Raw genomic sequence first — 23,243 nt, forward strand, 5'->3', positions numbered from 1 at the left:
GGCGAGTACTGATCGTCGGGGTGGCACGATGAGCATATGAAGGGGCAGTTGGAGTCGTGGAGCGCACGGCGGACCCGCCCTGTCCCCAGCACGGTCGTCCACCCCGTGAGCGGTGGACACGCCGCGAACCTCACCCGGGCCGGCTCCCTTGAAGACGAGCCGCACCTTCGCATCGATCCGCCCCGGCCGTATCGCCCACAGCCGCTGCAGATGGTGGTGGCGCTGCTCCTGGCCACGACCGGCGGTGCCCTGACGCTGTGGCGCGTCGATCCGCACTGGACCGGGCCCCTCTGGCTCGGCGGCGGTGTGCTCGCCATCGGGCTCTGGCAGTTGACCCGTGCGGCATGGTCCAGACGCGGCCGTGACATCGACCTCGGCGCCGATCGGCTCGACCTGGCCGCCGTACGACTCGGCGATTGGCTACGCACGGCCTACGACCAGGAAGAACGGCGCGCTCGCCTCCACGATCCGATCCCCCTCCAGGTTCGCTGGCGCGCTGCCGACCCACGGCTGTCGGACCATGTGGCGAGCATCAGCCGGGGCAGTAGCCAAATGCCCGACCTCGGCGGGGAGTTCGACGACATCAACGACGTCTTCGCGCGGCTGCCATCGCGCCGACTGGTGGTGCTCGGCGCCACGGGCGCCGGGAAGTCCGTGCTGGCCCTTCGCTTCGCCCGCCGCGCCCTGGGCAAAGGGCCCGTGCCGGTGATCCTCCCGTTGGCCTGCTGGCAGCCGGGGCGCCAGTCCCTGTGGCAGTGGGCGGCCGAGTACATCGCCGACCGGCACCCCCGGCTCGCCGGCCCTGACGAGGAGCGGCGGGCGCTCGCCTCGGCGCTGCTGCGCAGCGGTCGCATCCTGCCCGTGCTCGATGGATGGGACGACATTCCGACGGCCCTTCGGCCCGGTGCGCTCGCCGAGTTCCAGGCCACCCTGCGCCCCGCCGCGGGATTCGTGCTCACGAGCCGTACGGACGCCTACCGGAGCACCGTCGCCGGGAGTCAGGTCCTGACCGCCGCGGCCGTCGTGGAACTGGAGCGGCTCACCGTCGCCCAACTGGCCGAGTACCTACCCCGTACGAGCCGTCCCACCAGCGCCGCCGGGCGCATAGCCACCCAGTGGGACCCCGTCCTCGACCGGCTCCGCACCGATGGGACCACCACCGGGACGAAGCGTGGGACCGTCGATGGGGCCGAGCTCGGCGAAGGGGCCGCCGATCGGCTGCGGAGCGTCCTCTCCACTCCGCTCATGGTCGCGCTCGCCCGCGCCTCCTACAGCGACACCCGGGCCGATCCCGCGGAACTGCTCGACGACACCGAGAAGTTCCCCGACGCCGACACCATCCGGGCCCACCTCTTCGACCGCTTCCTGCCCTCCGTCTACCAGGGTCCCCTCGCCGACCGCAGCTGGAACCCGGTCGCGGCAGAGCGCTGGCTGCGCTTCCTCGCCCGCCATGTGCGCGCCGGCGGCACCCAGGAACTGGAGTGGTGGCGGCTCGATCTGGCCGCTCCCCGCTGGACGGGGCCGCTGGGGTTCCTGCCGGCCATCGCCGCCATGACCGCCGTCGTCTACGGGATCGGCCTGGGCGCCGCCCGTACGACCGTCGCCCCTGGAGGCACGGTCTGGCCGACCTTGGCGCTCCTGGCGTTGATCGCCCTGGTGCTGGGGTGGCGGGTGATCGACGCAGCCGTGCTGCCGGCGCCGCGGCGTTGGCGCGCCCGGCTCTCCCGCCCGCTGCCGCTGACCGAGCCCGCGGACACCACGGCGGCCAGCACCCCCTGGCAACTGCTCGGGCAGGACCGGACCGCGGCCTTCCTCACCGGGGTGCAGCGACCGCTAGGCCAGGACGGCTGGCTGGGCGCGCTGCGCACCGCACTGATCCTCACCCCGATCGCCGTACTGCTGTGGTTGCTGTCCGCGGGAGCCGACCAGAGCGGGGACCGGGCCTGGGCCGCGCCCGTACTGTTGGGGTTGATCGCCTGGCTGCTGTACGGAGTCGCCCTCTCGGCCTGGGGGCGCTACACCGTGGCGCGCATCTACCTCGCGGCCCGGGGCGAACTGCCGTGGCAGCTGAGCGCGTTCCTGCACGATGCGCACCGACGCGGTGTACTACGACAGAGCGGTGGCCGCTACCGCTTCCGACATGGAGCACTCCTCAACCGGCTCGCCGGGGACGACCTCCCGCGGCGGGCCGCACCCTCGCGAGGCAAGCGCCGCGTCAACCGGGCCGCCCTGGAGATCGGTGCCGGGCTGACTATCATGGTCTGGCTGTTCGCCGCGGCCGTGCACACCCTTGGCCCGCCCGGACCCGTGCACACCGTGGCGTCGGCGTGCTCCCTGCTCACCCCCGGCCAACTCGCGCCCGCGATGAGCGACCCGCACAGTCAACCGGACCGTCAAATCGGGGGCTCGGACCGGTGCCGGTGGACCGAACTCGCGCCGTTCCACCGTGATGTCCGCGTGGAGTTGACCGTCACCGTCGAGCGGCCCGATGGTGGGCGGAGTGCACTTACCGTGGCCGACCGCCGGGTGCAGTCCCACCGCGGCGACCGGCTCAGCGGAGTGGGCGACGCCGCGGAGATCCGCTCCGACGACCTGCGGCCGGGGGAGGCCACGGCGTCGGTACGGGCCCGGGCCAAGAACGTCGTCGTGGACCTCCACTACCGCGAACAGGCGTCCGACCGGCCCCGGGTCGCCTCCATGGCGGGCATCTTGACCCGTCAGGTGCTGCACAACGCCGGACTCGGCCCTTCCCCGGGCACCGCTCTCGACGCCGTCTCCAGCCCCCCGCTGTCGGCGCAGTCCAAGTACCTGCGCTACCGCAAGGAGGGCCCGCGATCGCTCGCGGGCCCGGTCTGGCAGCCGAACGACCGTTCCCAACTGCTGGAACTGGAAGGGTTCCCCTTCGTCTTCCGGGGGCCGCCGATGGAGTGCGAGCGCGGTCCGGTGTGCCGGACCGAATCCGTCGACTCCGCCACGGCCGTCGGATCGATCCACGGCCGGCTGACCGCTGACCTGCGCCCGTGCGGTGCCGCGCCCTGCGACGGCGAGGCCGTCGAACGCTACCTCGATGCCGTCTCCACCCGGCGCACCACCGCGACCGACTGGTCGTGGGCGGATGCCACGACCGTCATTGCCGACTTCTCCTGCCGGGACGAGCCGACCACCGACCGGCCGGATCCGGACGGGCTGCGCTGTGTCGAGTTGGTACGCGCCTTCAGCCTGGACGGTCGGCACTACCTGCTGGGGCTGCGGACCGTGGTCGCCGAGGAACACGCGGACGTGATGCGCAAGACCGTCAACGACATCTACACCCAGAGCCGCCCGCCGGCGCAGTCGCGGGGTTGATCGGATACCGCCACACACACCACGGCCACGGGCTCCTCCGTCTTCGGGGAGCCGGGGCCCCGCGGCGGTCGGAGTCCCCGGAGAGCCGCTGCGCGGTGGTCGGTCAGCCGGCCGACGGGGCGATCAGCGCCGCGTACCCCGGGCGGATGACCTCGTCGATCAGTCGACGGCGCTCCGGCAGGGGGAGGAAGGCGGACTCGACCGCGGCGACGGTGAACTCCTCGAAGACCTCGGGCCCGTACCCGAAGGCACGCGCCATGTGCTCGAACTCCTGGCTCATGGTGGTACCGGAGACCAGGCGGTTGTCCGTGTTGAGCGTGACGCGGAAGCCGAGGCGGCGCAGCAGATCGATGGGGTGGGTGGCGTAGTCCTTCGCGGCGCCCGTCTGGAGGTTGGAGGTCGGGCAGACCTCCAGGGCGATCCGGTTGTCCCGGACATAGGAGGCCAGCCGGCCGAGGTCGGCCGTGCCGTCCTCGTGGACCACGATGTCGTCGGTGATGCGCACGCCGTGCCCGATCCGCTCCGCACCGCAGATCTGCACGGCCTCATGGATGGACTCGGCGCCGACGGCTTCGCCGGCGTGGATGGTGAAGTGGCAGTTGTGCTGCTTGAGGTGCTGGAACGCCGGCAGATGACGGGCCGGGGGATTGCCGATCTCACCACCGGCGATGTCGAAGCCGGCCACCCCGCGGTCGCGATGGGCGACGGTGAGCTCGGCTATCTCCAGTGAACGGTCGGTGTGCCGCATCCCGGTGAGCAGGGCGCGGACCGTGATCCGTCCGCCCGCGCGGCGCTCGCCCTGGCGGAAACCGGCGTTCACCGCGTCCACGACCTCGTCCAGGGTCAGACCGCGCTCCAGATGCTGTTCGGGCGCGTACCGCACCTCGGCGTAGACGACCCCGTCCGCAGCGAGGTCCACCGCGCACTCGGCCGCCACCCGTTCCAGGGCGTCCCGGGTCTGCATCACCGCACAGGTGTGGGCGAAGGTCTCCAGATACCGCTCCAGCGAACCGGAGTCCGCCGCGTCGCGGAACCAGTCGGCCAGCGCCGCGGGGTCCCCGGTGGGCAGTCCCCGGTAGTCGTGCTCCCGCGCCAGCTCGATGATGGTGGCGGGGCGCAGACCACCGTCGAGATGGTCATGAAGAACAGCCTTGGGCGCGCGGGTGATGTCAGACAAGTGCATGCAGCGGGAGTGTACGGCACCTCTCGATGCGACGCCGTGACGGCCGTCTCCCCGCTGCTGGGGGCATTCGGCGCGGGTGCTCCGACGGAGCGGGTGCGTGGGCGGACCGGCGCGCGGGTGGGGGCCACCTGGCGCAGCCGCCGGGGTGGAGGGCTGCCCGTTGGCCCCTCAGCCCGTCAGCCCGACTGCACGATCGGGAGGGCGGGGGCGCCCGTCGGCAACATGTGCTTGGCCGCGAGGACGGGCACGCCTTCCACCCGCACCACCTGCGTGATCAGCACCGCAGGCGTCTGCGGTGCCCGGTCCAACTGCTCGCCGCGGCGTCGGCCGAGGAGGGTCGCGGTCACCGTGCTGTGTCCGGCAAGCGGCAGTGCCCGCGAGGCTCCGGCCAGCGCGGCGAGCATGGAACCCGCCTCGCTCGCGGCCGATCGCAGCGCCTCGGCGAAGGCGGGGTGCGCCCGCTCCAGCACATCGTCCGGAGCGGCCCACTCCTGGCTCAGCGCCGCGGCCGTGCCCTCCGCCTCCAGCACGGATTCCCAGAACCGCAGTTCGCTGTCGGCCGGGGCGAGCAGTTGCCCGGTGGTGAAGTCGGTCGGCTCCTCCACGGCCCTCAGCAGCGGGCGCACCCGTACCGGAGTACTGCCGGACAGCGTCTCCTCCAGTGGCTGGATGCGCTCGTGGCCCCGGCGCGGCGGGCTGAGGTTGACCGTCCGGCCCACCCCGCGGCGCACGGTCAGCAACCCGTCCTCCTGGAGGAGCAGCAGCGCCTCGCGCAGCGCCGGCCTGCTGACCCCGAGCTCGCTCGCCAACCGGGGCTCCGACGGCAGGGTGCAGCCAGGGGGATAGACCCCCTCGTGGATGGCGTCGGCGATGCGCTCGTACAGTGCCACGACCGGTCGGCGCTGAGGTCGGTTGACGGCCACGGTCCGCTCCTCGCACACGAAGTCACCGGGATCATCGGAGATCACGGGCTGGGACCCAAGCTTGTCAGACAACTAAGACCTTGCTACTTGTCAGACAGCATGCACCCTCTGCCGTGGCCCCTATGTCGCGCGGTTCGCGCGGTTCGTGCGGCTCAGCTGCGGCTCAGACGGGTCGTCGACGCGGGCGTGCCCTCACCCGAACGGACCGTTCCACCGCACAGCACCGCAAGGCACGGACCATCCTGGTGCCATGAGCGCTCAGGATGCATCGAGAGGCAGGAAGAGGGGCTTCAGAGATCGGCTGACGCCGGCGCGGATCGCGGTCGGTGTGCTCACGATCCTGGCCATCATCTTCATCTTCGAGAACACCCGGGAGGTCAAGATCCGACTCCTGATTCCCGAAGTCACCATGCCGCTCTACTTCGCCCTGCTGGCGATGTTCGTGATCGGCGCACTGTGCGGTGGGTACTTCTTCCGTCGACGTCCCCGCTGAGGCCGGCCGCTCAGACACAGCCCTTAGGCTGGCCGAATGCCTTCTTCGTCCACCGCATGGCCGACCGGCTCGCCCTATCTGGCCCTCGGCCCCCACGTGGGCATCCGGGAGATCACCCACGAGGACGGCACCGAGTTCACTGCGGCAGCGCGCGCCAGCACCGGCCACCACCAACCCTGGCTGTTCCCGCCGCTGACCGCCGAGACCTACACCGACTACGCCCGGCGCCTGATCGACGACCCGGCTCGGATCGGCTTCCTCGTCTACGAACGACTGGGCGGGCGCGACGGCGACGCATCCCGCGGTACGTCCGCGTCCGATCCGATGCCCGACCGCCTCGCCGGCTTCCTCAACATCAACAACATCGTGCACGGCGCCTTTTGCTGTGGAGCCCTCGGATACGGGGCCTTCGCTCACGCCGTGGGGCGCGGTCTGCTGAGCGAGGCGCTCGATCTGGTCGTGCGCCATGCCTTCGGCCCCCTGCACCTGCACCGGCTCGAAGCCAACATCCAACCGGCGAACCACGCCTCCCTGGCCCTCGTGCGCCGCACCGGCTTTCGCCACGAGGGGTTCTCACCGGCCTTCCTCCACGTTGACGGGGCATGGCGCGATCACGAGCGCTGGGCCCTCACCAGCGAGATGATCGCGCCCCGGTCGAACTCCCGCGCCGAAGACTGACCCCCCGACCCCCCTGTTCCACGGCCCGATGACCCTGTTCGATGGTCATCGGGCCGTCGTCTGCTGGAGTCGGCGGCCTTCGGAAAGCGAAGTGAGGTTGCCTTGGCCACATCCGTGCGGCGTACCGTACTGAACCTGCCCGCGGCCCCGGTGGGCCCGGCCAATCCGCTGCCGGCACTGCGACCGCTCCCCACGTCGTACTCACTCGACGAGCGTGCCGCAGCCGGACTGCCCCGGGACATGGCCCGCCAAATAGGGTACGAGCCCCTGCGCAGCCTGCTGCCCGTGCGGATGCTCGACGGCTATGACCGCGAGCGCACGCCCACTGAACTCGACGCGCTGGTCATCGAGAACGACCACCTGCGCGCCACCGTGCTCCCCGGGTTCGGCGGCCGGGTCCACTCCCTGCACCACAAGCCCACGGGACGTGAACTGCTCTACCGCAACCCCGTCTTCCAACCAGCGCATTTCGCCCTCAACGGAGCCTGGTTCTCCGGTGGCATCGAATGGAACATCGGCGCCACCGGGCACTCGCCCCTCTCGTGTGCTCCCCTGCACGCCGCCGTCGTCCCGGCCCCCGACGGGGGCGAGATGCTCAGGCTCTGGGAGTGGGAGCGGCTGCGTGACCTGCCCTTCCAGATCGACCTATGGCTCCCCGAGGATTCCGCCTTCCTCCATGTGGGCGTCCGTATCCGCAATCCGCACGAGCGGACCGTCCCCGTCTACTGGTGGTCCAACACCGCCGTGGAGGAGCACCCCGACACCCGTGTCCTCGCCCCCGCCGATCGGGCCTGGCACCGTGAGCACTCCGGCCCCCTCCAGTCGGTGCCCGTACCCGAACACGAAGGAGTGGACCGCACCTATCCCTCCCGCAGTGAACACTCGGCGGACCACTTCTACGATGTGGCGACCGGGGACCGCACCTGGATCGCCGCGGTCGGTGGCGAGGGCCACGGTCTGATCCAGACCTCGACCGACACCCTTCGGGGACGCAAACTGTTCCACTGGGGATCGGGAAGCGGCGGTGCACGCTGGCAGCGCTGGCTCACCGAACCTGACACCCCCGGATACGCCGAGATCCAGGCCGGGCTCGCCCGCACCCAGCTCGAACACGTCCGTCTCGAAGGGGGCGAGGAGTTCAGCTGGCTGGAGGCGTACGGACCGCTGAGCGCCGACGCCCAGGTGACACACGGCGAGGACTGGGCCGCGGCACGCGCCGAGGTCGAGTCACGGCTGACGGACGCACTGCCCCGCGAGGCCGTGGACGCCGCCTACCGTGCCTGGCTGCCCCATGCGGACACCGAACCGGTCCGCTCGCTCGCGGCCGGATCAGGGTGGGGCGCCCTCGAAGTGCTCCGCGCCGGATTCGCCCTGCCCGGGACCCCCTTCGACGCGACCACACTCGGCGAGGAGCAGGCGCCCTGGCAGGAACTGCTCGCCACCGGGGTCTTCCCCGAGCCGCGGCGAGTGCTGCCGCCGGGGTCGTCCCTGGTCGCCCAGCACTGGCGTGACATGCTGGAGACCGCCCCCGCCGACCCGCTGACGGAGTACCACCTCGGCGTCGCCCAATGGCATGCGGGCGATCTCGCCCAGGCGGTGCGCAGTTGGGAACGTGGCCTGGAGCTCGCCCCCTCCCGCTGGCCGCTGCTGCGCTGCCTCGCGGTGGCGGACCAGGTGGGAGGACATCCCAAGCGGGCGGCCGAGCGTTTCGCCGAGGCGTTCGACGATCTCTGTCAGGAGCGCCGAGACAACGGGGAGACCTGGACGGCTGCGACGGCCGCACTCGGCCGCGAAGCGATCGAAGCACTGCTCGTGGCAGGGTGTCCGGAGGAAGCCCGTCTGGTGTGGGCAAGGCTGCGGCCGGCGGTGCAACAACGCGGTCGGTTCCGGCTGGTCCATGCGCGATTGTTGCTCGCCGAGGGGTATCGCGACGAGGCACGGGCGATCTTCGAAGGTGGCTTCGAGGTGGCGGATCTCGATGAGGGATCCGAGTTGCTGGCGCAGCTCTGGTCAGAGCTCTCGGACGAGCCGCTGCCCGAGGAGTACGACTTCCGGATGCGCCCCGCCGACTGACGGCCCTCCCAACTCGCTTTGAGGCGCCGTGGGTTGCGGTGTCCTGACCTACGACGGTCGGCAACCCCTGGTGCCCGCGGTCCGGGCCGGTACGCCATCGGGCGTTTCCGGTCGGCCTGCGGGCACCACGGGACGGGTCTGGGCCGCTCTAGAGGGACGGCTTGCGGTCGGCGTACTCGAAGACCGATCCATCCGGATGCACCGCGATCAGATTGCGCCCCACCGGGGTTGGGACCGGTCCGGCGATGACCTTGGCACCCACCTCGTTGAGCGTCGCGAGGGTCTCGTCCACATCGCTGACGGCGATGGTCGCCGTCACCTTGCGCAGCACTTCCAACTCGGACTCGGGCCCGCTCATCAGCAAGAAGCACCCGACCGCCGCCACGGACACACCACCGCGCTCGAAGCGCAACGGAGTGGTGCCGGTGAGGCGTTGGTAGAAGGCTGCTGCGGCCTCCAAGTCGTCGACGCAGACGCGCAAGGTCGTTCCGAGGATCTCCATATCAGAAGCCTAGGGCTTTTCTTTCGGGGCACGCGAGCCCCGGCCGGAAGGTCACGGCGGGCCGGGCAACCAGCGAGCAAGCACCCGGTCCTGCGGAACGAGTGGACCCGGTGGCTTTCTTCCGGCGGGCGAGGGGTCACTCCTCGCACCTGTGTGTCGACCGTGCGGGCGGCCCTCCGGGGGGCGCGGTCACCGATCCGGCGGCACGAGCGACCCTGTCACTCATCGTCAAGTGCCGGGTATTCAGAGCCAAGGCGCCCGGCGGTCGTTCCTGGGAGATTTCTTTACACAAGCGAGAAACCCAACGGCAGCGCAGCGGATCGGCATGGAGGCCCGTCGAGGGAACTGCGGTGGTGCGAGCCCTGTTCTCTCCACTTCGGGAGGGATGGACCGCAACACCTGCGGCACCACGGGGGAACTCAGGTATCGGAGTGCAGTGCCCTCCATCGGTGGCCGCCCTCTCCGCCCGCTGCCGCAGTATCGCGATCACCCAGAGGAAAGGGAGGTATCAGATGGCCAGGACCATGCTCAAGCGGGGATCCCTGATCGGCGCAGCCGCCGCCATGATGATCGGATTCGCCTCGGCTCCGGCTTCAGCCGCCAACGTGGGCATTCAACTTCCGAACGGCCGCGGCTATATGACGTTCATCGACGACGGGGACAAGTTTGTCGTCTGTGACACCAAGGCTGATGGCCACGGCGTCACCGGAAAGCTGTGGACCTATGCCCAAGGTCGCCTGCTCTCGGTCGGCACCTGGGACGACGGTGGTGACCGGGGCTGCGACCGGGGGTCGTACGACATCATCGGCGGCAGGTACTTCCAGATGGAGCTGTGCTGGCACGGCGGTGGCTGCGTGTACTCCGCGGCGTTCTCCGAGCGGTAGTCAGCCGCGCGAGGCATTCGAGCATGCGATCGGTAGGGGTGGTTGCTCCGTGTGTCTGAGCGGTTTCCGGTGATCGTTGCACCACGCGGTCGCTTGATCTGACTGCACCACGTTCGCCGAGACGCTCGGCCGGGTTCCCGGCCGAGCGTTCTGCGTGGGGCCGCCGTTGGGTCCGATGGGGATGGCGTATCCGCTCCCGGCCCGGACCGGGCGAGGGGTCGGGCCGCAGTGGTGTCAGGCCCGACAGATCAGCTCACCGTGCGGCACCAGGAACCAGCCGTCGTCCTGTGCACCCCACTCGCGCCAGCCGTCGGCGATGGCTGAGAGGCGTTCGGCCTTGGTGTGGCCGCTGTCCACCGCGATGGCGGCGTACACCGATGCGGTCGTACGGTCCGCCCACAGCCCGCTCCACCAGGCACGTTCCTCGGGTGTCGCAAAGCACCAGGTGGATGCGGTGGAGCGGATCTCGGTGAAGCCGGCGGCCTGTGCCCATGACAGCAGTCTTCGACCCGCGTCGGGCTCGCCGCCATTCGACCGGGCGACCCTGCGGTACAGCGCCAGCCATTCGTCCAGCACGGGGACCTCGGGGAACCAGGTGAAAGCGCCGTAGTCGCTGTCCCGCACGGCCACGATGCCACCCGGGCGGCAGACCCGCCGCATCTCCCGCAGGGCACCCACCGGATCTCCCAGGTGTTGCAGCACCTGATGGGCATGCACGACGTCGAACGAGTCATCGGGGAAGTCCAGTTCACCGACGTCGGCCACCGCGAAGTCGGTGTGGGCGAGCCCCCGTTCCCCGGCCAGCTTCCGTGCCTGGTCGACGATCTCCGGTGCGATGTCCACACCGGTGACATGGCCGTTGGGTACCAGTGCCGCCAGGTCGGCCGTGATGGTGCCAGGTCCGCAACCGATGTCCAGGATGCGCATGTCATCGCGCAGTTCATCCAGGAGGTACGCCGCAGAGTTCGCGGCCGTACGCCAAGTGTGCGAACGCAGTACCGACTCGTGATGGCCATGGGTGTAGACGGCTGATTCCTGCGGCATGGCGGACCTCCCTGGGGTGGTTGGGAGCTCCACCGTAAGCCCGTGGGCCAAATAATGAGATGGGTGTCTTGATATATGGACGACTGCTAGAGCAGTGCCTGCGGTCGATAGACCGTCAGCGCGCCCACCACCTTGTCCACGGTGAACTCCGCAGGGGCCAGGGTCACTTCACCGTCGTACGCCAACGGAGTCCCCGGCTCCAACCCCGTGATCCGCAGCCGGTGCAACTGCTCCGCCGCATGGACGGGCGAACGGCTGATCGGGCCGGCGAGCGCCGCGGCCAGGAGCCGCAGCCCGGGCCAGCGGCCCCCGTGCACCACCCGGACGTCCAAGAGCCCGTCCGCCAGATCCTGACGGTGCCCAGGCGTCGGCCCCACCCGTTGATAGATGCCATTGCCGGCGAACAGCAACCACATCGGCCGGTGCCGACCCTGTACCGCAGCCTCCAAAGGACGCCCGTGACGCAGCACCCGGGTGGCCGCCAGCACACCCGCCGGCCAGCCACCGATCCGCGGCGACCAACGCTCCCTGATGTTCACCAGCTCCGGATAGACACCGAGGCTGAAGGTGTTGAGGAAGTACCCGGGCCGGCCGCCGCACTCCTCGGGGCCAGGGGTGAACCGACCCAGGTCCACCTTGACGGCGTCCCCTGCGACCACCGCCCGATAGGTGTCCTCCGGGGTCTCGATCCCCAGGTCGTAGGCGAAGTGGTTAAAGGTCCCGCCCGGGAACACGGCCAGCGGCACGCCCTGCTCTATGGCGGTCGCCGCCGCCAGGTTGATGGTGCCGTCGCCGCCGAAGACACCCAGGGCCCGGCAGTTGCGGGCCGCCTTCTCCAGCGCCGGACCCAGCTCACCCGGACCGCACTCCACCACCTCGGCGAGCGGCAACGCCTCACCGATCAGATCCGCCGACTCGGCCGAACCGGAGCGACGGTTCACCACGATCACCAGTCCCGCGCCGTCCGGCAGCGCCGGCGCGCTCGTCTGCGGCCTGCCGGGTGTCGGCAACTGCGACCGCGTCGGGACCAAGCCCCGGATGGCGAACGCCGCGCCCACCCCGAGCGCCGCGCCCGCGAGCACATCACTCGGGTAGTGGACACCGGTGTACACCCGGGAGAACGCCACCGAAGCGGCCACCGGAGCGACCACCGCACCCCAACCCTTGGACTCCAGCGCGACACCGGTGGCGAACGCGGCGGCCGATGCCGCATGGCCGGACGGGAACGATGTCGTGAAGGGCTGGCGCTTCAGTTGTCGTATCACCGGTACCGCGTCGAGCACCGGGCGCGCCCTGCGCACCGACCGCTTCCCGATGGTGTTGATCGTGGCGGATGCCAGGGCGAGCGAGGCCATTCCGCGCACCGCCGCCCGTCGTGCGCGGGCGTTGCTGCCCAGCGCCGCGATGCCGGCCGCGGCCCCGAACCACAACAGCCCGTGGTTGGCGCTGCGGCTCAGCCGGGGCAGCACCGGCTCGGCCCCGGGCCACTCCCGGGCCGCGACGGCTTGGAACACCTGGCGGTCCAGACGGCTGAGCAGGCCGGGGACGTCCGTCCGCAACCTCGGGTTGGGCTGTGCGTGCGCAGGAGACATGGATCGCGCGTACCCCGCCCGGGGACTCCCCACGCACCGTGCCCCCCATTCGCCGCCCTCCCCGCTGTCGGCGCTCCGGGCGTCCTTGCCCTGTTAAACGCACCGGAGGCATGGCTAGGATCGCCCGCATGGTCATCAACCAAGGCGCCAGGGCCCTCCCGGTAGCGATACCGCGTCGACTGCCCCCGTGTCCCTGTTGTTGACCTGAGGTTCCGAAGCCTTCGGCCCGCTGGGGCAGCCCTGGCCGCTGTGCTCCGAGCACCCACCTTCGCGATGGGGGAGCGCGGGCCCGTCCGCTCACCCCGCACCACGCCGCGCGGTAACCGTGTCGAACCCCCAGTGCGGCCGGATACCTCGACGATCCCCACCGACCCTCAGCGCGCGCTGCACACGTACCCACTCCCGAGGAGCACCCCATGCCTTCCCCGTCCGTTCTCCCCACGCGCCGTCGTGAACTGCTGAAACTCATCGGGGCCGTCCCGCTGGCCGCAGGGGTGCTGCCCGCCTTACCCGCCCGCGCCAACCCCCTCGCCCCGACTCCGGCCGAGGCTCCGGCTCCGGCCGCGACCGCCCCGGGCATCGTCAAACCCCTCCCGCCCGAGACTTTCACCATCCGCGGCACCAACGCGGAGACCCGCTTCGAGGCATTCCGCGACACCGGCGCCCTCACATCCGTCGACCGGTTCTTCGTCCGCAACCACACCTCCACGCCCCGCCTCGACGAGAACGACTGGCGACTCACCGTGTGGGGCAGCGCGCTGGGTGGGCGCCGGCCCGTGGACTTCAGCTACGGACAGTTGCGGTCCCTGCCGTCGGTCACCCGGACCGCCGTGGTGGAGTGCGCGGGCAACGGCCGCAGCTTCTTCGCCACCCAGCAGGGCGAAACCGTCAGCGGCACCCCCTGGACGCTCGGGGCGATCGGCGCCGCCCGCTGGCGCGGGGTCCGGCTGCGCGATGTGCTCCACCGGGCCGGAGTCTCCTCGGCCGCCGTCGACGTCATGCCGCGCGGCCTGGACGACGAGTTCATCAGCGGCGGGGTCAACCTCGGCCGGGTGCGACGTCCACTGCCCATCGCCAAGGCGCTCGACGATGTGATCCTCGCCTACGAGATGAACGGCGAACCCCTGCCGTACGACCACGGCTTCCCGGTGCGGGTGATCGTCCCCTCCTGGATCGGCATCGCCTCCATCAAGTGGCTCGGCGACATCGAGGTCAGTGACACACCGTTGGAGTCGCCGTGGAACACCCAGTTCTACCGCCTCTTCGGCGCCGACCATCCGCCCGCGGGCAGCCAGCCGCTCACCCGGCAGACCCTCAAGAGCGCCTTCGAACTGCCCCTCGGAGCCGCCTTGGAGGTCGACAGGCCCCATCGGCTCACCGGACGGGCCTGGTCGGCCGCGGCTCCCGTCCGGGCGGTCGAGATCAGCACCGACGGCGGTGCCCACTGGCGCCGGGCCCAACTGCACGACACCCCGCGTCGGCACGGCTGGGTGCGCTGGTCCCTGCCCTGGCACCCACGCCGCACCGGCCCCGTCGAACTGCTCGCCCGGACCACCGACCGGGCCGGGAACCGCCAACCCGAGCGCACTCCCCACAACACCCAGGGGTATCTCTTCGACGCGGTCGTGCGTCACCCGGTCACCGTTGTCGCCAGTGCGAACGCTCACCGAGCAGCCCGGTCTGAACCTCCGTATAAAGGGCACATGAGCTAGGCGACGGGCCGGCTCCGGCAGTACGGCACCGGTGGTCGGAGGAGCAGGATGCGGCGGACGGACACCGAAGGGCACGGCCCCGTCCGCTACGGCCCACCCGCACCCGAGCCGGGGCTGCCCGTCCCGCCCGAGCTCTCCGGGGTCCTGGCCGCCGCCGCGAACAGCGCCGAGGGCGAACCGCCCGGCGGCGGCCCCCTCCTGCGCGAGGCGGCAGCCGGCTACTGGTGGCGGCGCGGGCTGCACACCCGCTCCGACCAGGTGGTCGCAGCCGCAGGTCCCCAACAACTCCTCTTCGCGATCATCGGTGCCCACCACGGGGATGTGCTGATGCCCCGGCCCTGCCCCGCCTGGTGGACCCCGCAAGCCAGATTGTTGGGCCGTCCGGCCTACCACGTGCCCACACCGGCCGAGTGCGGTGGCGTACCCGATCCGTACGCCCTGCTTGAGACCATCCGACGGGTACGGACCGAAGGCGGCCGTCCCGGGCTGCTGCTGCTGTCCGTCGCCGATGACCCCACCGCCACCGTCCCGCCGCCCGAGACGGTGCGCGAGGCGTGCGAGGCCGCGATCGGGGAGGGCCTGCACATCATCAGCGACGAGACCTGGCGGGACACCCTGCACCGGCCCGCGGGCACCGTGCTGCTCAGCCCGGCCGAGATGTGCCCCGACGACGTCACGGTCGTGGGTGACCTGGCGGGCGGGTTCCTCCCCTCATCCTGGCCCGTGGCCATGGCCCGTTTCCCGGCGACCGCCCCCGGCGCAGCCCACCGGGCCAGCACCCTCGACGTGCTCACCGCTCTCGGCGCGCTCGTCGCCGAACCCCTGGCCGCCGCCGCCACCCATGCGCTCGGCGAACCCGCAGCGCTGACCGCCCACCGGGAGCGCGCCGTGGCCCTCCATGCGGCCGTCGCCGCGGCCCTGCACCGGACCATCCTGTCCCGCGGTGTCCTGTCCCGTCCGCCGCAGGCCGGTCGCCACCTCTATGCGGACCTCGGACCCCTGCGCCGCAGGCTCGCCGAGAACGGCGTCGCCGACTCGATGGAACTGGAGGAGTATCTGACCGCCCGTCTCGGCACACCCGCACCAGGAGGGCACCGGTTCGGCGACGAGTTGGGCGCACTCCGCACCCGGTTGGCGACCGCACCACTCCTCGGGGCGACCGCACAGGAGCGGCAGGAGTCCCTCACCTCACCGGCGCCCCTGGAATTGCCCCATGTCGCCACCGCGTTGAGCATGTTGGGAACGGCCTTCGACGAATTGCGGTGAACGGAGGCAGGATGGCCGAGCACGGAACGCCGACGGACCCGATGGAGCCGCTTCAGGAGGGGGAGCCGGCCCCTGGTGGCGTCGGGACGCTCGGTGGTCGGGGCGGGCGGACACCCCCGCGCACCTCCGGGTCCGCCCCCCGCCCGCTGGGCGAGGTCCGACACTGGCCGCGCTCCTTCACCGACCGGCTCACCGCCCCACTGCCCGGTGTCCGGGCCCTGGCCCGCCTCGCCCGCGAGGGCGCGGCCCGCCCCTGTGCGGAGGGACTGCGGGACATCCCCCTCCTGCCCTTCGCTCCGGGTCCCCTCCCGGCCGTGGACAGCACCACGATCGCGGTGACCTGGGCGGGCCACGCCAGTTGGGTGCTCTCCATCGGCGGTCTGACCGTCCTGACCGACCCGGTGTGGTCCCGGCGCATCCTCGGCACCCCGGCCAGGATCACCCCCGTCGGCGTGCGCTGGACAGACCTCCCGACCGTCGACGCCGTCGTGATCAGCCACAACCACTTCGACCACCTCGACGCCCCGACCCTCAAGCGGCTGCCCCGACGCACCCCCGTCTTCGCACCCGCCGGCCTCGCCCGCTGGTTCCGCCGCCGTCGCTTCACCCGGGTGACAGAACTCGACTGGTGGGAGGGGGCTGAGTTGGCCGGTGTCCGGTTCGACTTTGTCCCGGCCCACCACTGGTCCAAACGCACTCTCACCGACACCAACCGCTCGCTCTGGGGCGGCTGGGTGCTCACGGACCGGTTGGGGCAGTCGGTGTACTTCGCCGGCGACACCGGATATGGACACTGGTTCCGGGAGATCGGCCGGCGCCACCCCGACCTTGATGTGGCCCTCCTGCCGATCGGCGCCTATGCGCCCCGCTGGTGGCTGCGCGATGTGCACACCGACCCCGAGGAGGCCGTGCGCGCCTTCGTCGACCTGGGGGCGCGGAACATGGCCCCCATGCACTGGGCGACCTTCGTCCTCTCCAGCGAACCGGTGCTGGAACCCCTGGCGCGAGTCAGAGCGGCCTGGGCGCACACGGGACGGCCACGGGGTCAGCTCTGGGACCTGCCGGTGGGCGGCTCCCGGGTGCTGACCGCCTGAGATCCATCCCGCCCGGAGCCGGGTGACCTGTTTGCCTCGGTGCCGGGCCCGGTCGACCGACAGCCCCGCTCCTGCCCGGCCCGGTGCGTCGGCCCCCGTCGAGCAGTTGAGCACCCGTCCGGGACGGCAGGAGGCGCCGGCCCGCGCTCAGGCGTGCTGACCGGACGAACCTGGCCACCGTCGACGTATGCCCCGCCAGAGCGCGGGCGCCCCACTGATCACCACCGTCAGCACCACCGCGAGGGCCACCCCCTTCCACGGCTCGTCGAACAACGACCCGCCCAGAATGCCGATCAACTGGTACGTCACCGCCCACGCCAGGCATGCCGGGAGGTTGCCCCGGATGAAGGTGCGCAGCGGCATGGTGGCCAACAGGCACGCCAGCATCACCGGTATCCGCCCGGCCGGAATCAGCCGGGACAGCACCAGCACGGCCACGCCGTGGTCCTCCAGCTTGCGCTGCGCCTGCTCCAGCCGGTCCGGATCGGCGTGGCCGCGCAACTCCTCCAGCCACCGGGAGCCGCTCTTGGAACGCACGCCGCGCTGGCCCAGCCAGTAGAGCGTCACATCCCCGAGGAAGGCCGCGAAGGAGGCGACCAGGAAGACGTACAGCAAGGCGAGCGGGGCCGTCTGGTGCATCGCCACCACCGCTGCCGAACTCACCACGGCACCCGTGGGCACCACCGGAACCAAAGCCCCCAGCGCCACCAGGAGAAAGAGCGAGGGATAGCCCACGGCCTGTTGGGTCGACTCGGGCGGGAACCGCTCCACGATGTCGGAAATCCCCGCCAGAGCGTCCGAGAACAGGGTGGTCACCAGCTGACCTCCGGTCTCCACCGTTCGCCGTGACCGAGCCGGTGCACGGATACCTCGGGAGCGAGCCGGGCCGTCTTGCGGACGAATTCCTCGCCCGGGGCGTAGAACTCATGGGGCCGTACCCCGTCCAGACCGATCGGCCAGTAGGTGCCGTAGTGGACCGGCACCGCGGAGCGCGGCCCGAGCGCGGCCACCGCCTGCGCCGCCCGCCCGGCATCCAGATGGCCGTGCCCGAGATAGGGCCCCCAGCCGCCGACCGGAAGCAGCGCCAGATCGATCGGACCAACCTCCGCCGCCATCGAGTCGAAGAGTCCGGTGTCCCCCGCGAAGTAGGTGCGCGCCTCACCGGTGATCACATAGCCCAGTGCGGGGGAGCGGTGCGGCCCCACCGGGATCCGCCGTCCGTCGTGGAGCGCCGGCACCGCCCGTACGGTCACGTCCCCGACGCATATCTCCTCACCCGGGGAGACTTCGGTGAGCTCCAGTCCCAGCCGACTCAGCCCCGGGACCGCCCTGGCGGCACCGTGGGGCACCACGAGTCGAGTGCCGCCGGCCAGCCGGGCCAGCGACGGCAGATGGAGATGGTCGCGATGGAGGTGCGAGACGAGCACCGCGTCCGCGACGGCCGCTTCGGGCGGTGGCACCGCCCCCCGCCGTCGGCGCAGGTGCGCCAGCCTGCGCACGAACAGCGGATCGGTCAGCACCCGCACCCCGGAGTCCTCGACCGTGCAGGTCGCATGACCCCACCAGGTGACGTCGACCGGCACGGCCGTCCTCCCTCGTTCGTACGGGCTTTTGGTACGAGCCTAGGGCCTCGGCCGGAGTAGGGTCTGCGGGCCAACGGCGAAATCGGAGGGGACGACCATGGGCGGCCTACGGGTGGCGGCGATCGCGAGCCTCACACCCCTCGAAGAACTCGACCGGCACCCCTTCTTGGTGGACACCCGCAGCCAGCAGCGGATGTGCGCTCACTGGGCAGGTCAGCAAGGTCACACCATCACCAGACAACTGGTGTTCTGCGGGGTGCGCCACGATCTGTGCGCGCTCTGGGCGGACGTGGAGGACGACCGCGTCGACTTCTTCCTCGCGCCCAACGAGCGGGTACTGGCCCGGGCACTGGTATCGGTGCCGGACTTCATGGCGGAGTGCGCTCGGCGCGGGGTGGATGTACGGACTGCGGACCTGCCCGAGCCGGTGTACGACGCGGCGATGAAGGCGGACGTCCATCGACGGCTCTCCATGCCGACCGCCGGCTACGACGGCTGCTGACACCCCGCGTACGCCCGCATGAGCGCCGGACCCCGGCCCCGGTACGGATGGCTGGTCCTCGACGGACGTACCCCGTCCCCGACCCGTCCCTGAGCCATCCCTGAGACCTGCGATCGGCGGATCGACCACCGCCCGGGCTGTGCCACGCTGGAGTCCTGTTCCCGAGTGAGGCGGTATCGGAGTGGCCGAAAGGCGGTGGCGCAGGGCCGGCAGTGCCCTGCTTCGGGTGATCGTGGTGTGGGCGGTGTCCACGCTCACACTGCTGGCACTCGCCGGGCTGCTGCCCGACTTCCAGTTGCAGTCCGACGACGGCGACAGCGCCACCCGGACCGCCGTGACCGCGGCCTGGGGCGCCGGCGCCTTCGGCCTGCTGTCCGCCCTCGTATGGCCACTCGTCGTGCGGGCCCTGCTCCTCGTACCCGCACTGGTGCTCGGTCTGCTGGTCTTCTTCCTCAACGGCTCGCTGCTGTTGCTCGCCCTCAGGCTCATCCCCGACGACCGGGGTGACGCGGCGCCCGAGACCGCGGTCGTCGTCGCCGCGGTGATGTCCGCCGTGGCCTCCGCGACCTCCACCGCGCTCGCCGTCAGGGACGACGACGCCTACGGTCGCAGGCTCTCCCGGCTGGCGACCAGGCGCCGGCGCAGACAGGGCGCGAACGGCACCGGTACGGACTGCCCGGGCATGGTCTTCCTCCAACTCGACGGAGTCGGGCACGACGTGCTGCTGCGGGCCGTCAAGGACGGACTGATGCCGACGCTCGCCGGCTGGCTCGACGGCACCCACCGCCTCACACCGTGGCGTACGGACTGGTCCAGCCAGACCGGGGCGAGCCAGTTGGGCATCCTCCACGGCTCCAACCACGACGTGCCCGCCTTCCGGTGGTACGAGAAGGACACCGGGCGGATCGTGGTGAGCAACCGGCCCGCCAGCGCCGTGGAACTCCAGCGCCGCGCGATCGAACGGACCGGGGACGGCGGGCTGCTCACCCTGGACGGGGCGAGCCGCGGCAACCTCTTCAGCGGGGGAGCCGACCAGGTCGCCCTGGTGCTCTCCGTCTCCACCCGCCGCGGCCGGGAGAACCGGTCCCGAGCCGGGTACTTCGCGTACTTCTCCGATCCCGCCAACGCCGTCCGCACGGCGCTGTCCTTCTTCGCCGAGGTCGTACGGGAGATCCAGCAGGCGACCCGGGCCCGATTCCGCGGTGATCGCCCCCGGGTGGCGCGCGGTGGGACGTACCCCCTCATCAGGGCCTTCGCGACCGTGGTGGAACGGGACGTCGTGGTCGCCGCGGTGATCGGCGACATGCTCGCCGGACGCACCGCCGTCTACGCCGACCTGGTGGCCTACGACGAGGTGGCTCACCACTCCGGGCCGCACAGCCGGGACGCGGCCAAGGTGCTGGAGTCACTGGACCGCTCGGTGGCGCTGCTGGCCAAGGCCGCCGCCCATGCGCCGCGCGCCTATCGGATCGTCTTGCTGTCCGACCATGGACAGAGCCCCGGCGAGACCTTCGAAGGCGAGTACGGGCTCAGTCTGAAGGACCTGGTCCGGGCGGGCTGCGGACTACCGGTGTCCCGGCGCGCCGGGCGAACGGCCTGTGGCGCCGAGGCCCGGGACGCGGCGGCCGACGCCCTGCGGATCGGTCTGCACCGACGGCACGAGGAGGACGAACAGGGCTTCGCCCCTTCGCCGCCGGCCGGCCCGGGCTCCGACGCCGGCGCCCAGCGCGAGCGTCGGGGCGAGGCGGGCGCCGACCCCATCGTGCTCGCCTCGGGGAACCTGGGGCTGATCTCCTTCCCCGACCAGCCGGGCCGGCTCACCCGAGAGGAGATCGAAGCCCGCCATCCCGCCCTCCTGAGCACGCTCGCCAACCACCCGGGCATAGGGTTCCTCCTGGTCGCCAGCGAACGGCACGGTTCGGTCGTACTGGGCCCCGCAGGAGCCGAGGTGCCCATCGCCGAGTTGTCCGACGACGGTCCACTCGCGCCCTTCGGCAAGGGCGCCGCCGACGCGGTACGCCGTACGGACACCTTCCCCCATGTCGCCGACATCATGGTCAACTCCATGTACGACCCGGCGACCGGCAGGATCCACGCGTTCGAGCAGCAGATCGGCTCGCACGGCGGGCTCGGCGGCGAGCAGTCCCAACCGTTCCTCATGGCACCGGTCGAACTCGGCGACCCGCTCGAAGGGGAGGGAGACACGGGCGGTGAACTCGTGGGCGCAGAGCAACTCCACCGGGTGCTCAAGCGCTGGCTGAGCGAGTGCACCGGGCCGCAGATCCCGGTGGCGGAGATCGGGGGCGACCCGGAGCAGGAGGATTTCCGGCGATCGCTGGAGCCCTACCCGCCTGGAGACCGCTAGGTCGCGTCCGACGAAGAACGTCGTCGGGCCCAAGGGCGTCGCGTGTCGGGGGGAGCACGACGGGCGGGTGACCGCCCGCCCGCCGCCGCCGCCGGTCGCAACCCCCCGTCCGCCCTGTCGATCAGCCGAGCGCGGCCAACTGCTCCGTCAATGTCCGCGTGGAGCGGAAGGTCGCACCGATCACTGCGATGTGCTTCCAGTGCAAGGTGCCGTCGGCCGCGATGATGAACACCGAGCGCCGCACCCCCAGCCCCGGCATCGTCACCCCGAAGGCACGGGTCACCGCCCTGTCGGTGTCGGCGAGCAAAGGCATCCGCAGTCCGTGCTTCCGGGCGAACGCCTCATGGCTGTCCACACCCTGCGGGCTGATGCCCCAGACCTGCGCACCGCAGTCGGTGAAGGCATCGAGCCCACTGGAGTAGGAGCACAACTGCTTGGTGCAGACGCTCGTGTCGTCCCCGGGATAGAAGGCGAGCACCAGCGGTTTCCCCCGCTGCTCGCTCAGAATGAAGTCGCGACGCTCGAAGGCCCCATCCACCAGGACTCCCCCAGGGAGGGTGAAATCGGCAATCTGCCGGCCGCGCTCGGGTGATGCTGCCAAGGTGACTCCCGTCGAACGCGCCCCCGGCTGCGGTGGACCCGAAGCAGCCGTGGAACGAGGGTGGATCGAGCGTTGACCTGGACCATTCTCCGGATCAGCAATGGGCCTTGTCAGCACCCCATGACGCTGACACGTCAGTGCGGGGATTACCTCTCGTGTAGGTGCAGACTCGAAGCGTCCTGTTGGAAGTGTGACCCAGACACCTTGGGCCGGGGTCATCGCGTCCACCGACGTCCGTGACTGTCCATCATGTGTTGAGACGTGTGGCTCCCGTTCTGGCTCCCTTGCTCAAAGCCTGACGGGAGCCCACGCGGTGGCGTGGACCACCCCCGCATGCGCGGGGACCACTAGCGGCGGCCGTACCCGAAGTCCATGAACACGGGACCACCCCCGCATGCGCGGGGACCACCTGGAACGTCCACAGGGACAGACCGGCCGGACGGGACCACCCCCGCATGCGCGGGGACCACCTCAACTTGGACATCACCGTGCCCGTGGTGACGGGACCACCCCCGCATGCGCGGGGACCACACAATGCACACATCGTAGGCCAAAGCCAATTGGGGACCACCCCCGCATGCGCGGGGACCACCAGCCCACATAGACCCGAAGACGCTCCGAGAGGGGACCACCCCCGCATGCGCGGGGACCACATGCCCTCTTGACGGCGACGGAGCGCCATGACGGGACCACCCCCGCATGCGCGGGGACCACACCCCGGACCGGCTCAAGAACAGCGTCGAGTGGGGACCACCCCCGCATGCGCGGGGACCACAGTTCCTGACCAGCGGTTTCATCTCAGCGGAAGCCTGTTTTTACTTACTTCTGCAAGGTCCGGCATATCGGGCAATCTTTCTGGTCTTTGCTCGCGGCGGTGCGACGCCATGAGTATCCCGCATTCATCGGGTCGCCATCGATATCCGCTTCCCAAGGCGATCTACCCGCCCACTGCCCCTGACCGGCGTTTCCGAGCGAAGGTGGTCAGGTGTGGTCCTCGACCCATGTCTTGCGCGACTTCAGAGCGCTGCTGAAGGATGCAGGATTCAAAGCTCCGTGCGAATGGACGACGCGGGAGCTTCGGACGAGTTCCGTATCCCTGATGTCTGACCACGGGATTCCCATTGAGGTCATGGCCCGGGCCGTGGGACACGGTCGTACCGCTACCAAGGAACGGGTCCACCAGGAGCAGTTGCGCCCTGTGATCACTGATGGAGCGGAAGCGATGGACCGCATTTTCAGCGCCGGTGGTACCCAAGGCTGAGTCTGGGCCCGTGAATCACCTTCCGTGGCTCCCGTCCTGGCCCGCCGTCAGAGTCTCCATGTGGGCGACGGCGTGACCTGGGCGTAAGCCGCAGCTGGAGCCGACTCCGCCATTACCTCTGGCGTAATCGACCTCAGTCATC

The 23,243-nt window shown here is 70.8% G+C and carries 19 protein-coding genes and 1 CRISPR repeat array; of the genes, 11 read left to right on the forward strand and 8 right to left on the reverse strand.

The genetic code is table 11. The features are described 5' to 3' along the window. Positions 1 to 36 precede the first annotated feature (36 nt). A complete protein-coding gene (locus OID54_RS30740; protein WP_329024848.1) occupies positions 37 to 3,345 on the forward strand; it encodes an NACHT domain-containing protein in 3,309 nt (1,102 codons plus the stop codon). Positions 3,346 to 3,448: 103 nt separating this feature from the next. On the opposite strand, the gene OID54_RS30745 is transcribed toward OID54_RS30740, so the two are convergent. Both OID54_RS30745 and OID54_RS30750 read right to left on the reverse strand, forming a co-directional pair. Beyond that, the gene (locus tag OID54_RS30745) at positions 3,449 to 4,528 is read right to left on the reverse strand and encodes an adenosine deaminase (RefSeq protein WP_329024850.1); all 1,080 of its coding nucleotides are present in this window, start codon (positions 4,526 to 4,528) and stop codon (positions 3,449 to 3,451) included. A 176-nt stretch (positions 4,529 to 4,704) separates the two neighbouring features. Continuing rightward, on the reverse strand, positions 4,705 to 5,451 hold the full coding sequence (locus OID54_RS30750) for a GntR family transcriptional regulator (RefSeq protein ID WP_329027876.1): 747 nt from the start codon (positions 5,449 to 5,451) through the stop codon (positions 4,705 to 4,707). Positions 5,452 to 5,701: 250 nt separating this feature from the next. Between OID54_RS30750 and OID54_RS30755 the strand changes: the two genes are divergently transcribed. From OID54_RS30755 to OID54_RS30765, 3 genes are all read left to right on the forward strand, one after another. Next, positions 5,702 to 5,944, forward strand: coding sequence for a LapA family protein (locus tag OID54_RS30755; RefSeq protein ID WP_329024852.1), 243 nt, complete (start codon positions 5,702 to 5,704; stop codon positions 5,942 to 5,944). Between the two features lie 36 nt (positions 5,945 to 5,980). Further along, a complete protein-coding gene (locus tag OID54_RS30760; protein ID WP_329024853.1) occupies positions 5,981 to 6,622 on the forward strand; it encodes a GNAT family N-acetyltransferase in 642 nt (213 codons plus the stop codon). 102 nt (positions 6,623 to 6,724) lie between these two features. After that, on the forward strand, positions 6,725 to 8,695 hold the full coding sequence (locus OID54_RS30765; protein ID WP_329024855.1) for a DUF5107 domain-containing protein: 1,971 nt from the start codon (positions 6,725 to 6,727) through the stop codon (positions 8,693 to 8,695). A 148-nt stretch (positions 8,696 to 8,843) separates the two neighbouring features. Here OID54_RS30765 and OID54_RS30770 read toward each other — a convergent pair whose 3' ends face one another. Beyond that, on the reverse strand, positions 8,844 to 9,197 hold the full coding sequence (locus tag OID54_RS30770; protein ID WP_329024857.1) for a VOC family protein: 354 nt from the start codon (positions 9,195 to 9,197) through the stop codon (positions 8,844 to 8,846). A 512-nt stretch (positions 9,198 to 9,709) separates the two neighbouring features. Between OID54_RS30770 and OID54_RS30775 the strand changes: the two genes are divergently transcribed. Next, the gene (locus tag OID54_RS30775) at positions 9,710 to 10,081 is read left to right on the forward strand and encodes a hypothetical protein (RefSeq protein WP_329024859.1); all 372 of its coding nucleotides are present in this window, start codon (positions 9,710 to 9,712) and stop codon (positions 10,079 to 10,081) included. 234 nt (positions 10,082 to 10,315) lie between these two features. Here the strand turns inward: OID54_RS30775 and OID54_RS30780 are convergent, their stop codons facing one another. Both OID54_RS30780 and OID54_RS30785 read right to left on the reverse strand, forming a co-directional pair. Then, positions 10,316 to 11,125, reverse strand: coding sequence for a class I SAM-dependent methyltransferase (locus OID54_RS30780; protein WP_329024861.1), 810 nt, complete (start codon positions 11,123 to 11,125; stop codon positions 10,316 to 10,318). 86 nt (positions 11,126 to 11,211) lie between these two features. Further along, positions 11,212 to 12,717, reverse strand: a complete 1,506-nt coding sequence (locus tag OID54_RS30785) for a bifunctional phosphatase PAP2/diacylglycerol kinase family protein (RefSeq protein WP_329024863.1) — start codon at positions 12,715 to 12,717, stop codon at positions 11,212 to 11,214. A gap of 416 nt (positions 12,718 to 13,133) precedes the next feature. Here OID54_RS30785 and OID54_RS30790 point away from each other — a divergent pair, with 416 nt between their 5' ends. The 3 genes from OID54_RS30790 to OID54_RS30800 are packed head-to-tail and all read left to right on the forward strand — an operon-like array spanning position 13,134 to position 16,789. Next, on the forward strand, positions 13,134 to 14,429 hold the full coding sequence (locus OID54_RS30790; RefSeq protein WP_329024865.1) for a sulfite oxidase: 1,296 nt from the start codon (positions 13,134 to 13,136) through the stop codon (positions 14,427 to 14,429). Positions 14,430 to 14,477: 48 nt separating this feature from the next. Beyond that, entirely contained in the window at positions 14,478 to 15,695 is a 1,218-nt protein-coding gene (locus OID54_RS30795; protein WP_329024867.1) for an aminotransferase class I/II-fold pyridoxal phosphate-dependent enzyme, read from the forward strand. Positions 15,696 to 15,706: 11 nt separating this feature from the next. Beyond that, entirely contained in the window at positions 15,707 to 16,789 is a 1,083-nt protein-coding gene (locus OID54_RS30800; protein WP_329024869.1) for an MBL fold metallo-hydrolase, read from the forward strand. Positions 16,790 to 16,936: 147 nt separating this feature from the next. On the opposite strand, the gene OID54_RS30805 is transcribed toward OID54_RS30800, so the two are convergent. Both OID54_RS30805 and OID54_RS30810 read right to left on the reverse strand, forming a co-directional pair. Continuing rightward, positions 16,937 to 17,605 carry a DedA family protein gene (locus OID54_RS30805; protein WP_329024871.1) on the reverse strand — a complete coding sequence of 223 codons (669 nt, stop codon included), beginning with the start codon at positions 17,603 to 17,605 and terminating at the stop codon, positions 16,937 to 16,939. Beyond that, the gene (locus OID54_RS30810; RefSeq protein WP_329024873.1) at positions 17,602 to 18,372 is read right to left on the reverse strand and encodes an MBL fold metallo-hydrolase; all 771 of its coding nucleotides are present in this window, start codon (positions 18,370 to 18,372) and stop codon (positions 17,602 to 17,604) included. The genes OID54_RS30805 and OID54_RS30810 overlap by 4 nt, the downstream gene beginning before the upstream one ends. Positions 18,373 to 18,469: 97 nt before the next feature. Between OID54_RS30810 and OID54_RS30815 the strand changes: the two genes are divergently transcribed. Together OID54_RS30815 and OID54_RS30820 are read left to right on the forward strand one after the other, a co-directional pair. Next, entirely contained in the window at positions 18,470 to 18,874 is a 405-nt protein-coding gene (locus tag OID54_RS30815) for a hypothetical protein (RefSeq protein WP_329024874.1), read from the forward strand. A 181-nt stretch (positions 18,875 to 19,055) separates the two neighbouring features. Next, complete coding sequence (locus tag OID54_RS30820) at positions 19,056 to 21,239, forward strand: alkaline phosphatase family protein (protein ID WP_329024876.1); 2,184 nt, start codon at positions 19,056 to 19,058, stop codon at positions 21,237 to 21,239. Positions 21,240 to 21,360: 121 nt separating this feature from the next. On the opposite strand, the gene OID54_RS30825 is transcribed toward OID54_RS30820, so the two are convergent. Further along, entirely contained in the window at positions 21,361 to 21,840 is a 480-nt protein-coding gene (locus OID54_RS30825) for a peroxiredoxin (RefSeq protein WP_329024877.1), read from the reverse strand. Positions 21,841 to 22,159: 319 nt separating this feature from the next. Next, a CRISPR array of direct repeats spans positions 22,160 to 22,616; the repeat unit is 30 nt; unit sequence GGGACCACCCCCGCATGCGCGGGGACCACA. A 323-nt stretch (positions 22,617 to 22,939) separates the two neighbouring features. Here OID54_RS30825 and OID54_RS30830 point away from each other — a divergent pair. Further along, a complete protein-coding gene (locus OID54_RS30830) occupies positions 22,940 to 23,101 on the forward strand; it encodes a hypothetical protein (protein ID WP_329024878.1) in 162 nt (53 codons plus the stop codon). Positions 23,102 to 23,243: the final 142 nt, after the last annotated feature.

Source organism: Streptomyces sp. NBC_00690 (genome assembly GCF_036226685.1).
Taxonomy (GTDB): domain Bacteria; phylum Actinomycetota; class Actinomycetes; order Streptomycetales; family Streptomycetaceae; genus Streptomyces.